The organism is Pseudomonas sp., assembly GCF_030696055.1.
Classification (GTDB): Bacteria; Pseudomonadota; Gammaproteobacteria; order Pseudomonadales; family Pseudomonadaceae; genus Aquipseudomonas.
In genome coordinates, this window is the sequence record NZ_JAUYNP010000312.1 from 19,030 (window position 1) to 32,615 (window position 13,586).

The window sequence follows — 13,586 nt, forward strand, 5'->3', positions numbered from 1 at the left end:
GCAGCATGTGGGCAGTCGCAGCCAGTTCAGCCCGGCTGCGCAGCAGAGCGATGCGCCGGGTACGCAGTTGGGATTTATCGCCAAGCGCGGCTGCCACCTGAGCGAGGCGCTGAAGCACAGCCTTGAGCTCTGCCTGACCACGGCATGAAACCAGGGACAACTCGGCTCAAGACCCGCGGGTTACGGATTTTTGTAGGTTGGGCTTCGTTCCTCAGCACCAACCTACCATTCGGAGTCGACTGCCATTCTCGGACAGGCCTGCTAGGGCCGCCCTGCGCCAGCGGCTGGCAACCAGCCGCCGACAGCCTGGTAGGGGGTGGGGTCATCCGCCACGCTGAGCCAGGCGACTAGGGCCTGGCGCTCGCCGCGCGGGTCGGGCTGCAGTTTTACCTGCCAGTGGTTGCGGTCTTGGGCACTGGCCTGCTGCACGCTGAGCACGACGAAATCATGTGCCAAGGAAAGCCCCGCGTTCTCACCCCGTGCAATGGCCGTGCGCAGGCCAAAACCCAAGCGTGCCACCTGGGCCTTGAGTCCAGCCGGAAGCCGCTCGGCAGCGAAACTCAGGGTCAGGTCATCGCCCTGTAGCTGCAGGTTCAAGCGTCCGACCCGCGGCGAATCGGGCAAAGCGAGGCGCTGACCGTAGAACCAGCCGCGCCATTCCTGGCCGCCGAGCATAAACCCCGGGGTGTACACCGCACTGCTGCCTCCCTGGCGCTGGTAAGCGCGCTGCCGGGCACTATGGCCGGCAGCGGCGAAGGGATCGGACCAACCCAACTCGTCCCAATAGTCGACGTGGAAGGCCAGGGGAATCAAGCTGCTCCACAGCTCCGGCCGCTCCTGCAAGGCGGAGAGCCAGCGCTCGGCGGGCGGACATGAGCTGCAGCCCTGCGAGCTGTACAATTCCAGCACCGCGACGGCACGCTCGCCGCTGGTAAAGCTTAGAGGTGCCGCGCAGACCGCGGAGGCCGTGGCCCAGAGCAGGAGGGTGGCAAAAGCAAGGGGCAATGACTTCACGACGGAACTCCAGTGGCTGTATGACGTTGGAGTAGCGGTCGCGGCAGATATTACAGCCTGGGCGAAAGTGGCAGGCGTCGCTGCTACGCCGCCGTGCATCGGCTCTGCATGCATAACCTGTTGGGTCCGGGCTGGTTGCCGGCCTAGCCGTATCAGAGTCACTTCGGCCCGTGCTAGCATCCGCGCCCATGCGCCTACTCCACTCACTCCTGCTGCTCTGTCTGCTGCTCAGCCTGCCGGTCAATTCGGTGATGGCCGGCATGATGCCGCTGTGCCTGCCCGGCACCGAGCAGCCCGCCGGCGTGCGGGGGATGCATGGGCATATGGCCGGCGCGCAGGCCAGCGAGCATGCGCCCAACAATGCGCTGGACGCCTGCAAGCTGGCCTGCGAGAAATGCTCGGTCTGCGCCCAAGCGGCCCTCCCACCCACGCTGATTCCCCTGGCGCCGTTGCCGCTCACGACGGCCCGCGCGCTGTTAGCCGACCCCCTGCTGCTAACCCCCGCGCCAACCCCGCCCTTCCGTCCCCCCCTGCCCCTGCTCTAGTCATTCCGGGCCGTCCACAGGCTGGATTGTGCCCCTATGCGCGCGCCTTTCTTTGCTGGGCGCGCGGTTGCCTGTATTGGGCGATTACTGGAGTTAATTTATGCCGTCCCCCTTGAATTGGCGCGCCTGCGTGCTGGCTGCCGGGCTGTGCCTGGCCACGCCGCAGGCCCAGTCCCAGGTCCAGTCCCAGAGCCTGGGCGCAACCCTGGAGCAGGCCTGGAGCAACCTGCCGGAGACCGCGGCCTTTCCCGAGCGTCTGCAGGCCCTGGGCGCTCAGTTGGAGGCCGCCAAGAGCTGGCTGGCCGGCTCGCCGGCGCTGACCCTCGGTCATAAGACCGACCGCTTCGATCACGCCGAAGGCGCCCGCGAGTGGGAGCTGGAGCTGTCCGCCCCGCTGCCATTACCCGGCCAGCGCGAGCGCAAGCAGACCCTGGCCGAGGCCGAACGCAGCGAGTTCGAGCGCAGCCTGGCGCTGACCAAATGGCGCTACGCCGGCGAGTTGCGCGAGGCCTACTGGCGCCTGCGCCTGGCCGAAGTCGAGCGGCGCCTGACCCAGCGTAAGCAGCGCGAGCTGGCGCAGCTCAGCGCCGACGTCAAACGCCGCCTGCAAGCCGGCGACCTGGCCAACACCGACCTCAACCAGGCGCTCGGCGTCGAGCAGGCCGCGCGGATACTGGCGCTGCAGGCCGACGCCGGCTGGCAACAGGCCCAACGCGAGTTCGCCGTGCTCAGCGGTGACAGCGCCCTGCCGGAAGGCGAGGAAAGCCCGCACGAAACCGCAACCTTGGAGCAGCACCCCGCCCTGTTGGCCGCCCTGGCTCAGGTGGACAGCGCCCGCGCCAGACTCGATGAAAGCCTCGGCGATAAACGCGACAACCCCGAACTGGCCCTGGCCCTGAGCCGCGAACGCGACAGCGACGAGGCCGCCTACGGCAATCAGGTCAGCCTGCGCCTACGCCTGCCGCTGGGCAGCGAGGCGCGTAATCGGCCCCGGGTCAGCGCCGCCAACGCCACGCTGGCGGAAGCCGAAGCCGCCGCGCAAAGCGCGCTGCGCCGGCTGCAAGGCGCGCGGGACAACGCGCGGATCGAGCTGCACAGCAGCCGGCAGATCGCCGAACTGGCCGCCGAGCGCGCCAAGCTGGCCCGGCAAAACAGCCGCTGGTTGAACCAGGCCTTCGCCCAGGGCGAACTGGACCTGCCCGGCCGCCTGCGCGCCGACAGCGAGAAGTTCGAGGGCGAGCTGGCCCTGGCCCGCGCCCGCCTCGAACTGGCCCGCGCCGTGTCGCGCCTCAACCAGGCCAGCGGAGCACTGCCATGAATAGTGCTGCCCTGAATGCTTACCCCCTTAACCCCGAGTTCTTTATGCACCCGAAATCGCTCCTCCAGGCCGCTAAAGGCTGCGGCGCCCGCCTGATCTGCGCCCTGGCCCTGCTCGGCGCGCTGCCGGCCGCGGCCCACGAAGGCCACGAGCACGGCGCCGCCCCCGTCGCCCCGGCGCAAGCCGGCAACCCGCGCGCCAGCGCCGTCTCTGCGGACTTCGAGCTGGTCGCCGAGCTCGATGGCCACCAGCTGCGGCTGTATCTGGACCGCTATGCCGACAACAGCCCGGTGCTGGACGCCAGCATCGAAGTCGAAAGTGGCGACTGGAAAGCCCAGGCGCAACTCGACGGTGACAGCTACCGGGTGGCGCAGACGCCCTTCCAGGCCGGCAGCCGCACCCCGCTGATCTTCACCATAGTCACGCCAGACAGCGCCGACCTGCTGGAAACCACCCTGGAGCTGCCGGCAGCAACGACACCGGCCGCGCACACCAGTCGCTGGCCCTGGTTGGCGGCTGGCACCACGCTATTGGTCGTGCTGGCGCTGGCCGCCGCCCTGCTCCGCCGCAAACGAGGGAACGCGCAATGAACAAGCCATTCTGGATAGCCGCGGGCCTGGCCCTGGCCTTTAACCTGGCTCTGACCTTGACCCCAGCCCTCGCTCATGAGGGCCATGACAGCCCGGAGCCAAGCCAGCCCCTGGCCGGAAACAGCCCCCAGCGCCTGCCCGACGGCAGCGTGTTGCTGCCCAAGCCGGCGCAGCGGCGCCTGGCCATTCGTACCCTGGTCGCCGAGGAACGGGACAACGCCAAGACCCTGGAGCTGAACGGCCATGTGCTGCTCGACCCGGCCAGCGGCGGGCGGGTCCAGGCGACTCAGGCCGGACGCATCGAGGCGGCCGCAGACGGCCTGCCGCTGCCCGGCCAGACAGTGCGCCAGGGCCAAGTGCTGGCCTACCTGCAAGCGACCCTCAGCCAGCTCGAGCGGGCCGAACAAAATGCCCAACTGGCCGAGCTGAGTGCCGCCCAGGCGCTGGCGGACAAGCGCCTGCAACGCCTGCGCGCCCTGGCCGACAGCGTGCCGCGCAAGGACATCGAAGCGGCCGCCAGCGAGGCCAGCAGCCTGCGCGCCCGCCTGGCGGCGCTGCGCCAAGGCGTTTCCGGGCGCGAGGCCCTGCGCGCCCCGGTCGGCGGCGTACTGGCGACGGTGGCGGTGGTCAACGGCCAGGTGGTCGAGGCCAAGGAGTTGCTGTTCGAGCTAGTCGACCCCGAGCGCCTGATGATCGAGGCCGAAGCCTACGATGCGAGCCTGGTCGAACAACTGGAAGGCGCCAGCCTGGCCGGCGACAGCGCCACGCTGGTGTTTCTCGGCGGCGGCCGCGCCCTGCGCGATGGCGCCCTGCCGCTGCTGTTTCGCGCCGAGCGGCCGAGCCACGCCTATGCCCTGGGCCAGCCGGTCAAGCTGATCGCGCGCACCCGTCTGAAGCTGCGCGGCGTGGCGCTGCCGAGCTCAGCCGTGGTGCGCAACGCCGCCAACGAGGCGGTGGTCTGGGTGCATGTCGAGGCCGAGCGCTTCACCCCGGTGCCGGTGCAAGTCAGCCCGTTGGATGGCGAGACCCTGGTGGCCCAGGGGCTGAGCTCCGGTCAACGCGTGGTGACCCAAGGCGCCACCCTACTCAACCAAATTCGCTAAGAACCTGTTCACGATCGTCGCGAGCGAAGGTCAGGCAAGGCAAAAATGGCTGAGGAAGCGGAGTTTACGAGTTGTAAATGAGCATTCCGAAGCCATTTTTAACGCCGCATGACCGAGCGCAGCAGATCGTGAACAGGTTCTGAGGAGCCGTGCATGTTCAGTTGGATAGTCAATCAGAGTCTGCGCAACCGTCTGCTGGTGCTGGCCATCGCCATGATCCTGTTGATCTACGGTGGCCTGACCGCCAGCCAGACGCCTATCGATGTGTTCCCCGACCTCAACAAGCCCACCGTCACCCTGCTGACCGAGGCCGGCGGCATGGCCCCGGAGGAGGTCGAGCAGCTGGTCAGCTTCCCCCTGGAGACCGCGCTCAACGGCATGCCCGGCGTGACCCGGGTGCGCTCGGTATCCGGCATCGGCCTGTCGATCGTCTACGCCGAGTTCGAATGGGGCAGCGACATCTACCGCAACCGCCAGTTGGTCGGCGAACGCCTGGCCGAGGTGCGCGAGCAGCTGCCGGAGGGGGTCAGCCCGAACATGGGGCCGATCTCCTCGGTGATGGGCGAGATCATGCTGATCGCCCTGCCGGCCGGCGCCGGCAGCGACCCCATGCGGGTCCGCGAGTACGCCGATTTCGTCCTGCGTCCGCGCCTGCTGTCGATTCCCGGAGTGGCCCAGGTGATCCCCATCGGCGGCGAGGTCCGGCAGTTCCGGGTCGAGCCCGATACCCGCCTGATGGCCCAGTTGGGGGTCGGCTTCGAGCAGCTGGAAGGCGCGCTGAAAGCCTTCTCCAGCAACACCAGCGGCGGCTTCCTGGAGCTCAATGCACGCGAATACCTGATCCGCAACCTCGGCCGCACCACCCGCCTGGAGGACCTGCGCAACCTGGCGGTGACGGTCAGCAATGGTCAGCCGATCCTGCTCAAGCAGCTGGCCGAGGTGAAGTTCGCCGCCGCCACCAAACGCGGCGACGCCGGCATGAACGGCCAGCCGGCGGTGATCGTCAGCGTGCAGAAACAACCGAGCGCCGACACCGTGCAACTCTCCGGCGAGGTGCAGGCGGCCCTGAGCAGCCTGAGCCAGAGCCTGCCGCCCGGCATCGGCGCGCCGCAGCTGCTGTTCCGCCAGGCCGACTTTATCCAGGCCTCGATCGGCAACGTGCAGGAGGCGCTGCGCGACGGCGCCATCCTGGTGGCGATCATCCTCTTCCTGTTCCTGCTCAACCTGCGCACCACGCTGATCTCGCTGACCGCCATTCCACTGTCGCTGGCGGTCACCGCGCTGGTGTTCAAGCTGCTGGGCCTGTCGATCAACGTCATGACCCTGGGCGGCCTGGCCATCGCCATCGGCGAGCTGGTGGACGATGCCCTGGTGGATGTGGAGAACGTGCTGCGCCGGCTCAAGCAGCAGCAACCCAAGGGCCTGGCGGCGATCGCCCAGGTGATAGCCGCCGCCAGCAACGAGGTGCGCTCGGGGGTGGTGGTGGCGACCCTGGTGGTGGTGCTGGTGTTCGTTCCGCTGTTCGCCCTGCCCGGCATCGAGGGCCGGCTGTTCATGCCGCTGGGGGTGGCCTATATCACCTCGATCCTGGCCAGCATGCTGGTGGCGCTGACGGTGACGCCGGTGCTGTGCTTCTACCTGCTGCCGCGGATGAAGCACAGCGAGCACGCCGACTCGCCACTGGTGCGCCTGCTCAAGCGCTGGGATAAGCGCGCGCTGCAGTGGTCCTTCGCCCGTGCCCGGCCGATCCTGCTCGGCGCCCTGGTAGTGCTGGGCCTGGCGCTGGCGACCGTGCCCTATTTTCCGCGGGCCTTCCTGCCGGCCTTCAACGAGGGCACCCTGACCATCAGCCTGCTGCTCAACCCCGGCACCTCGCTGGCCGAGTCCAACCAGGTCGGGCAACTGGCCGAGAGCCTGCTGCTCGAGGTGCCGGAGGTGAAGAGCGTCGGTCGGCGCACCGGCCGCGCCGAGTTGGACGAACACGCCGAGGGCGTGCACTCCAGCGAACTGGACGTCGACCTGCACCCCAGCGCGCGCGGCCGCGAGGCGATCATGGCCGAGATCCGCCAACGCCTGGCGCCGCTGCCGGCCACCGTGTTGCTCGGCCAGCCGATCTCACACCGCCTGGATCACCTGCTGTCCGGGGTGCGCGCGCAGATCGCCCTCAAGCTCTACGGCGACGACCTGGATACCCTGCGCGCCCAGGCCGCCCTGCTGCGCGAGCGCCTGCAGCAGATCCCCGGCCTGACCGACCTGCAGATCGAGAAGCAGGTGCTGATTCCGCAGATCAAGGTGCGCCTGGACTACGACCGCGCGGCGCAGTACGGGGTCTCCCCCGGCGCCCTGCTGCGCAGCCTGGAGACCCTGGCCGAAGGCGACCGGGTGGCGCAGATCATCGACGGCAACAAGCGCTTCGACCTGGTGGTGCGCCTGCCCGACAGCGCGCGCAGCAGCCAAGGCCTGGCCAATGTGCTGATCGATACGCCCCACGGCCGGGTGCCGTTGTCCCAGGTCGCCAGCATCGAGGAGGGCGACGGGCCCAACCAGATCGGCCGCGAGAACAGCCGCCGGCGCATCGTCATCGCCGCCAATACCGATGGCACCGACATGGCCCAGGTGATCGCCGACATTCGCGCCAGCCTCGCGGCCACGCCCTTGCCGGAGGGCTATTTCGTCAGCCTCGAGGGCCAGTTCCAGGCCCAGGAGCAGGCCACCCGGCTGATCGCCCTGCTCTCGCTGGTGTCCCTGGCGCTGATCTTTATGGTGCTCTACAGCCGCTACCGCTCGACGCGGCTGGCGCTGATGATCATGGGCAACATCCCCATGGCCCTGATCGGCAGCGTGGCGGCCATGTGGCTGGCCGGCATCAGCCTGTCGGTGGCCTCGCTGGTCGGTTTTATCACCCTGACCGGCATCGCCACGCGCAACGGCATCCTGAAGATCAGCCACTACATCAACCTGTGCAAATTCGAAGGTGAACACTTCGGCCAGGCGCTGATCGTACGCGGCTCGCTGGAACGCCTGACGCCGGTGCTGATGACCGCCCTGGTGGCCGCCTTCGCCCTGCTGCCGCTGCTGTTCGCCGCCGACGCGCCGGGCAAGGAGATCCTGCATCCGGTGGCCGTGGTGATCTTCGGCGGCCTGGTCAGCTCGACCCTGCTGGATACCCTGCTGACGCCGCTGATGTTCTGGCTGTTCGGCGAAAAACCGCTGGCCGCCCTGCTGGCCGAAGCGGATGAGGAGGTGTTCTGATGCCCGTGCCCCTGCTGCCTAACCCTTCAATAAGGCTATGTACCAATTACGTGTTGCTCGCGGCTTTTGTAGGGTGGGTTAGTGGCGCAGAGCAGGGTTTGAACATCAACTGCGGAATTTGTGCGCCACGTAACCCACCAAGCGCTGATCGGTCTGCCCCATCTGGTGGGTTACGGCGCAACCGACTACGCACCAGCAGATAGCCCGTGGTCATGCGCCTAACCCACCCTACGAGCTTTGAATAAACCCAACCGAGGAAAAACCATGATGAAAAGCCAACTGCTCGCCCTGCTCTGCTCCAGCCTGTTCAGCCTGCCGGTCTTCGCCCACGGCTCGCTGGAACCGGCCCACGGCGGCGTGATAGTCGAAGGCAAGAGCATCACCGCCGAGCTGGTCGCCACGCCCGAGAGCCTGGCGGTGTACCTGAGCAACCACGGCAAGCCGGTGGACGCCCAGGGCGCCGCCGGCGAGGTGCTGCTGCTGAGCGCCGGCAAGAAGGCCAGCGTGCCGCTGGCCTCAGCCGAGGGCAATCGACTCGAGGGCAACGGCGACTACCAACTGGCTCCCGGCGCCAAGGCCATCGTCAAGCTGAGCGTGCCGGACAGCGGTGACGAGCAGCTGCGCTTTAGCCTGCCCTAACCCTAGAACCGCCAGCGCAGACTGCCGGGTTTCACGCCGTCTGCGCTGGCCGAGACTGATAGTTCTATGCGCCGATCATGGGCGCTAATTCCGGCGGTTTGGCTGTAACAGTCACGCTGGCAACGGCCACGCCAGCAGGCTTGACGCTGTTGATCCGAGCCGATAGGGGTGACCACCAGGGTCGACTCCCTCCGGCTGCAGAAAATGCAAGTGTCCGATCCATTAGCTGCCCGGCAATCCACCTGCCAGGACCTGCAGCACGCCGTCCATGGGCCCCAGGTCCTGCATACGCTGTTGGTTGTCGCGCCACCAGGGCAGCAGCGCGTCGCCGGGCATCGGCTTGCCAACGAAATAGCCCTGCACCTCGCCACAGCCCAGGTCACGCAGCAGCAGCCAGTCCTCTAGGGTTTCCACCCCCTCGGCGACCACTTCGAGGTTGAGTTTGCTGGCGATATCCAGGGCGCTCTCCAGCAGAATGCGCAGGTGCCGATTATGGCTGGCGCCATGCACGAAGGCGCGGTCCACCTTGAGTTCGGTGCAGGGCACCCGCGACAGCTGCAACATGCAGGAAAAGCCCGTGCCGTAGTCGTCCACCGACAGACCGAAGCCCTTCAGGCGCAGGCGCGCCAGCGTGCCCAGGGTGGTGCCGAGATCGGTCATGATCGCGCTCTCGGTGATTTCCAGAATCACATGCTGCGGCGCTATACCGCTGACCGCCACCCGCTCGATGATCGCATCGGCCAGCCTGGAGTCGGCCAGGGAGCGCGCCGACAGGTTGAGCGAAAAGCTGATCGGCAGCCCCGCCGCATGCCACTTGCGGCACTGACGCAGCGCCATATCGAGCATCTGCAGGGTCAGCTCGGACATATAGCGGCTGCCTTCGACCAACTCGATAAAGTGCCCCGGGGTCAGCAGGCCATGCTCCGGGTGCTCCCAGCGCACCAGGGCTTCCACGCCCTTGAGGCTGCCATCGGCGAGCCGCACCTTGGGCTGGAAATAGGCCACGAACTCCTTCGCGCGCAGCGCGCGGAATACCTCCTGCTCGGTCAGCGCGGGGCCTGGCGTCCAGTGTTCGGAGGCGCGGCTGCTGAGCGGCGTCACCGAGAAACGGCCCAGGCTGGCCAGCAAGTGGTCATGCACTATGGGCTTCTGCAGCACCCCGAGCAGGCGCAGGCCCAGGCTTTTGCCCATGTTTTCCACTACGTTGAGCAGCACATGTTCCCGCGCGCTGGCCAACACCACCGGCGGCGCCTGCTCCAGGCGCGCCAACTCATGCAACACCTGCACGCCATCCATACCGGGCATTTCCAGATCGAGAATGATCGCCTCGATCTGCGGCTTGGCTTTCACCTGCGCGAGTGCATCGAAACCATTCACCGCCTGCTGAATGTCGGCGATGCCCATTGCGCGGCACAACTCGGCGATGAACTGGCGCTGCAGTTCACTGTCGTCAACGACCAGCACATGCTGGGGAAGCCTATTGGTGCTTAGCATGACCGCCTCCTTTACCAGGCTGTTGAAAAACTACCTACGTTGCCGATACGGCGTTAAAAACGGCCTCAAAATGCTCATTTACAACACGTAAACTGCGCTTTTTCGGCCGTTTTTGCCTTGTCTCGACTGCCTCGCCTACATTTTTCAACGGCCTGTTACCTGCCATTGGTGACCGCCCTGGAGATGTCGCCCAGGGCTATCACCTGATCCACGCCACCCATTTTGATGGCCTCTCTCGGCATACCGAACACCACACAACTGGCTTCATCCTGGGCATAGGTGCGTGCCCCGCTCTCGTGCAGTTCCTTCAAACCCCGGGCGCCGTCATCGCCCATGCCGGTCATGATGATGCCCGTGGCATTTTTCCCGGCGAACTTGGCCACCGAGCGAAACAGCACGTCCACCGAGGGACGGTGGCGGTTGACCAGCGGGCCATCGACGACCTCGACGTGGTAGTAGGCGCCGCTGCGTTTGAGCAGCATGTGCTTGCCGCCGGGGGCGATCAGGGCCAGGCCGGGAATCACCCGGTCGTTGTTCTTGGCTTCGCGCACCTCGATCTGCGCTAGCCCGTTCAGGCGCGCGGCGAAGGAGGCGGTAAACTTTTCCGGCATGTGCTGCACTATGACGATGCCGGGGGACACCCGCGGCAGTGCGGTCAGCACCACCTCCAGGGCCTGGGTGCCGCCGGTGGAGGTGCCGATGGCGACTATCCGCTCGGTGGTTTGCGCCATGGCCTGGCCGTTGCCTGGCAGCAGGATGGCGTCGGCATTCAGCTTCACTGCCACCGGCGCAAGCGTGGCGCTGTGGCGGGCCAGCTGTTTGACATTGGCCTGGGCGGCGGCTCTGACCGCCGCCACCAGCTCGGCGGATGATTCTTGCAGAAAACCTTTCAGCCCGACCTTGGGCTTGGTGATGATTTCCACTGCCCCGGCCGCGAGCGCCTGCAAGGTGGTTTCCGCGCCTTTCTCCGTGAGCGAGGAGCAGATCACCACCGGGGTCGGCCGCTCGGCCATGATTTTCTTCAGAAAGGTGAGGCCGTCCATGCGCGGCATTTCCACGTCCAGCACTATCACGTCTGGCCACTCCCGGGCCATTTTGTCCATGGCGAAGAGGGGGTCGGAGGCAGCGCCTATCACCTGGATATCCGGCTCGCGGTCGAGCAGCGCCAGCACCACCTGGCGCACCACGGCGGAATCATCAACCAGCAGAACCTTGATTTTCTTCATAGACGTTTTCAGCTCTCGATTAAGTCTTGATGGCGGACCCAGACATGGCCGCTACTGATATCGAAGATCACGTTGCGGTGCCCTTTGCGCCCCAAATCCTCGGCGCTCGGCCGCAGTTGGTGCCGCGTCAGCAGCATGCGGGCGGCTTTGACATTGCTGTGGGCGATATTGGTTGGCTGGCTGTAGCCAGGGAACATGCTGCCGCCGCCGAACAGCTTGATCTGGTAGTCCTGCGGCCGCGTGTGATGGCGGGCGGCCTCACGCAACAGCAGTTGCATGGCCTCGTCGGCATATTTGCCGTCGAGTTGGCGGCCTTGCTGCTGCCGGCTGGGCAGCATGTAATGGCACATGCCGCCGAGCAACCGCTGCGGGTGCCACATGGTGATGGCGACGCAGGAGCCCAGCAGGGTGCGCACCCGTACCGGCGCATCGCCGAAATAGAGCTCGCCGGGCAGCAGGGACACGTCGATGACGCGGGCTGGCTGGTTCATGGCTTGCGGTAGATCGAGGGTTTGATCGGTTTCAGGGCCGTGCTGACACCGTTTAGGCTTTCCGAATGGCTGACGATGAAATAGCCGCCGGGCTTGAGCAACGGCAGCATGCGCGCGACCACCTTCTGCTTGGTTTCCTGGTCGAAATAGATCATCACGTTGCGCAGGAAGATCACGTCGAACTCGCCGAGATTGGGCAGCGCCTCGTTGAGGTTGATCTGCATAAAGTGCACCCGGCTGCGCAGGCTGCGCTCGATCAGGAAGGTGCCGTCCTGGTTGCCCGTGCCCTTCAGGCAATGCTTGACCAGCAGCGGCTGGGGGATGCTGTGCGCCCGCGTCATCGGGTAGTGCCCCGCGCTGGCCTTGGCCAACACCTGGCTGCTGATATCGGAGCCGATGATTTCCCAGGGCGTGCTGCCCAGGCCATCGGCCAGGGTCATGGCCAGGCTGTAGGCCTCCTCGCCGGAAGAACTGGCGGCGCTCCACAGGCGCAAGGTCCTGCCCGGCAGGGCCTTGGGCAACACCTGCTCACGGAGAAAGTCGAAATGCTTGGGTTCGCGGAAGAAATAGGTTTCGTTGGTGGTCAGCAGATCCAGCGCGACCTGCAACTCAGTCGCGGCGCCGTGGCCCATGATCAGCTGAAAATAATCGCCATAGGTTTCCAGCTGATGGTGCTTCAGGCGTTTGAACAGACGCCCGGCCACCAGGGCCTTCTTCGCCGGCGTCAGGTTGATGCCGGCGGTGCGATACAGCCAGGCCTGGAACTGCCGAAACTCGCCATCCTTAAGCGCTACTGCGTTCACTATTAGACATCCTTGCCAGCTATGGAAATGGCCGCTCAACCAGCGTCTGTTCTGGCCCAGGCGCAGCACGCGCCTCGGCCAGAACCCACTATTCAGCTGAACGCTTAAGCGGGCGCCGCCGTCTGCTCGGCGCCGACCTCGGAGAGCATGGCCATCTCGTCGACCGACAGCACGCGGTCGACGTTGAGCACTATGACGAACTTGCCCGCCACCTTGGCCATGCCGCTGATAAAGTCGGAACGTATCCGCGCGCCGAAGCTGGGCGCCGGCTCTATCTCGCCGCCGGGGATTTCCAGCACCGCCGAGACCGCATCCACCATCAGGCCGACATCCTGAGTGCCGTCCTGCGAGTCGGCCTCGATGATGACGATGCACGAGCGCCGGGTGACCCCGGAAGTCTGCCGGCCAAAGCGCGCCGACAGGTCCACCACCGGCACCACCGCGCCGCGCAGATTGATCACCCCGCGCACGAAGGCCGGCATCAGCGGCACGTTGGTGAGGTGGCCGTATTCGAGGATTTCCTTGATGCCGAGAATGCCGATGGCAAACATCTCCCCCCCCAGCATAAAGGTCAGGTATTGCGCCTCCTCCTCTGGGAGGACGGCTTCGGATCGATTTGTGCTAACCAGTGCGCCCATGTTTGGGACCTCCATCAAAACCGGGTGAATTCGGCTTCCGCCGGGCTGCTGACCAGCAAGTGGCTGCTGGCCGGATGCGGATGCGGATGCGCGGGGGTATGGGCTTGTGGCTTGGCCACCGGGGCCCGATGCACGGCCACCTTAGGCTGGCTGGCGGCGGCTGATTCCAGGGTGAAGAAGCTCATGGCCTGCTGCAGTTGCTCGGCCTGACCGCTCATTTCCTCGGCCGTGGCGGCCAGTTCTTCGCTGCTGGAGGCGTTCTGCTGGGTAATCTGGTTCAGTTGACTCATGGCCGTGTTGATCTGCCCGACCCCTGAGGCTTGCTCCTCGGAAGCCGCGCTGATCTCCTGCACCAGATCCGAGGTCTTGTTGATCGAGGGCAGCATGGCGTCCAGCAACTTGCCGGCCTTCTCGGCCAGCTCCACGCTGCTGGAAGACAGCTGGCCGATCTCCTGGGCGGCGATCTGGCTGCG

13 protein-coding genes and 1 pseudogene are annotated in these 13,586 nt (G+C 66.2%); 7 read left to right on the plus strand and 7 right to left on the minus strand.

Going from position 1 to position 13,586, the window contains the following annotated elements:
- Positions 1-7: 7 nt before the first annotated feature.
- A complete protein-coding gene (locus Q8Q83_RS18885; protein WP_305625669.1) occupies positions 8-148 on the plus strand; it encodes a hypothetical protein in 141 nt (46 codons plus the stop codon).
- A gap of 113 nt (positions 149-261) precedes the next feature.
- On the opposite strand, the gene Q8Q83_RS18890 is transcribed toward Q8Q83_RS18885, so the two are convergent.
- Entirely contained in the window at positions 262-1,014 is a 753-nt protein-coding gene (locus tag Q8Q83_RS18890) for a DUF1223 domain-containing protein (RefSeq protein ID WP_305625670.1), read from the minus strand.
- Between the two features lie 188 nt (positions 1,015-1,202).
- Here Q8Q83_RS18890 and Q8Q83_RS18895 point away from each other — a divergent pair, with 188 nt between their 5' ends.
- From Q8Q83_RS18895 to Q8Q83_RS18920, 6 genes are all read left to right on the plus strand, one after another.
- Complete coding sequence (locus Q8Q83_RS18895; RefSeq protein WP_305625671.1) at positions 1,203-1,559, plus strand: hypothetical protein; 357 nt, start codon at positions 1,203-1,205, stop codon at positions 1,557-1,559.
- Between the two features lie 100 nt (positions 1,560-1,659).
- Positions 1,660-2,877, plus strand: coding sequence for a TolC family protein (locus Q8Q83_RS18900; protein ID WP_305625672.1), 1,218 nt, complete (start codon positions 1,660-1,662; stop codon positions 2,875-2,877).
- Entirely contained in the window at positions 2,874-3,467 is a 594-nt protein-coding gene (locus tag Q8Q83_RS18905) for a hypothetical protein (protein ID WP_305625673.1), read from the plus strand. Before Q8Q83_RS18900 ends, Q8Q83_RS18905 begins: the two co-directional genes overlap by 4 nt.
- The gene (locus Q8Q83_RS18910; protein WP_305625674.1) at positions 3,464-4,570 is read left to right on the plus strand and encodes an efflux RND transporter periplasmic adaptor subunit; all 1,107 of its coding nucleotides are present in this window, start codon (positions 3,464-3,466) and stop codon (positions 4,568-4,570) included. Before Q8Q83_RS18905 ends, Q8Q83_RS18910 begins: the two co-directional genes overlap by 4 nt.
- 153 nt (positions 4,571-4,723) lie before the next feature.
- Positions 4,724-7,822, plus strand: a complete 3,099-nt coding sequence (locus Q8Q83_RS18915) for an efflux RND transporter permease subunit (protein ID WP_305625675.1) — start codon at positions 4,724-4,726, stop codon at positions 7,820-7,822.
- A 264-nt stretch (positions 7,823-8,086) separates the two neighbouring features.
- Entirely contained in the window at positions 8,087-8,461 is a 375-nt protein-coding gene (locus tag Q8Q83_RS18920) for a hypothetical protein (RefSeq protein ID WP_305625676.1), read from the plus strand.
- Between the two features lie 222 nt (positions 8,462-8,683).
- Here Q8Q83_RS18920 and Q8Q83_RS18925 read toward each other — a convergent pair whose 3' ends face one another.
- From Q8Q83_RS18925 to Q8Q83_RS18950, 6 genes and pseudogenes are all read right to left on the minus strand, one after another.
- Entirely contained in the window at positions 8,684-9,955 is a 1,272-nt protein-coding gene (locus tag Q8Q83_RS18925; RefSeq protein WP_305625677.1) for an EAL domain-containing response regulator, read from the minus strand.
- Positions 9,956-10,110: 155 nt separating this feature from the next.
- A complete protein-coding gene (locus Q8Q83_RS18930; protein WP_305625678.1) occupies positions 10,111-11,181 on the minus strand; it encodes a chemotaxis response regulator protein-glutamate methylesterase in 1,071 nt (356 codons plus the stop codon).
- Between the two features lie 8 nt (positions 11,182-11,189).
- Entirely contained in the window at positions 11,190-11,672 is a 483-nt protein-coding gene (locus tag Q8Q83_RS18935; protein ID WP_305625679.1) for a chemotaxis protein CheD, read from the minus strand.
- Positions 11,669-12,475, minus strand: a complete 807-nt coding sequence (locus tag Q8Q83_RS18940) for a protein-glutamate O-methyltransferase CheR (RefSeq protein ID WP_371132439.1) — start codon at positions 12,473-12,475, stop codon at positions 11,669-11,671. The genes Q8Q83_RS18935 and Q8Q83_RS18940 overlap by 4 nt, the downstream gene beginning before the upstream one ends.
- Positions 12,476-12,579: 104 nt before the next feature.
- Positions 12,580-13,113, minus strand: coding sequence for a chemotaxis protein CheW (locus Q8Q83_RS18945; RefSeq protein ID WP_305625680.1), 534 nt, complete (start codon positions 13,111-13,113; stop codon positions 12,580-12,582).
- 14 nt (positions 13,114-13,127) lie between these two features.
- Positions 13,128-13,586, minus strand: a pseudogene (locus Q8Q83_RS18950) (methyl-accepting chemotaxis protein); the annotation flags it as partial.

Bases quoted from the DNA above. Each gene is read 5' to 3' on its own strand.
- Q8Q83_RS18895 (WP_305625671.1), top strand. From the start codon at position 1,203: ATGCGCCTACTCCACTCACTCCTGCTGCTCTGTCTGCTGCTCAGCCTG.
- Q8Q83_RS18900 (WP_305625672.1), top strand. From the start codon at position 1,660: ATGCCGTCCCCCTTGAATTGGCGCGCCTGCGTGCTGGCTGCCGGGCTG.
- Q8Q83_RS18905 (WP_305625673.1), top strand. From the start codon at position 2,874: ATGAATAGTGCTGCCCTGAATGCTTACCCCCTTAACCCCGAGTTCTTT.
- Q8Q83_RS18910 (WP_305625674.1), top strand. From the start codon at position 3,464: ATGAACAAGCCATTCTGGATAGCCGCGGGCCTGGCCCTGGCCTTTAAC.
- Q8Q83_RS18915 (WP_305625675.1), top strand. From the start codon at position 4,724: ATGTTCAGTTGGATAGTCAATCAGAGTCTGCGCAACCGTCTGCTGGTG.
- Q8Q83_RS18920 (WP_305625676.1), top strand. From the start codon at position 8,087: ATGATGAAAAGCCAACTGCTCGCCCTGCTCTGCTCCAGCCTGTTCAGC.
- Q8Q83_RS18925 (WP_305625677.1), bottom strand. From the start codon at position 9,955: ATGCTAAGCACCAATAGGCTTCCCCAGCATGTGCTGGTCGTTGACGAC.
- Q8Q83_RS18930 (WP_305625678.1), bottom strand. From the start codon at position 11,181: ATGAAGAAAATCAAGGTTCTGCTGGTTGATGATTCCGCCGTGGTGCGC.
- Q8Q83_RS18935 (WP_305625679.1), bottom strand. From the start codon at position 11,672: ATGAACCAGCCAGCCCGCGTCATCGACGTGTCCCTGCTGCCCGGCGAG.
- Q8Q83_RS18945 (WP_305625680.1), bottom strand. From the start codon at position 13,113: ATGGGCGCACTGGTTAGCACAAATCGATCCGAAGCCGTCCTCCCAGAG.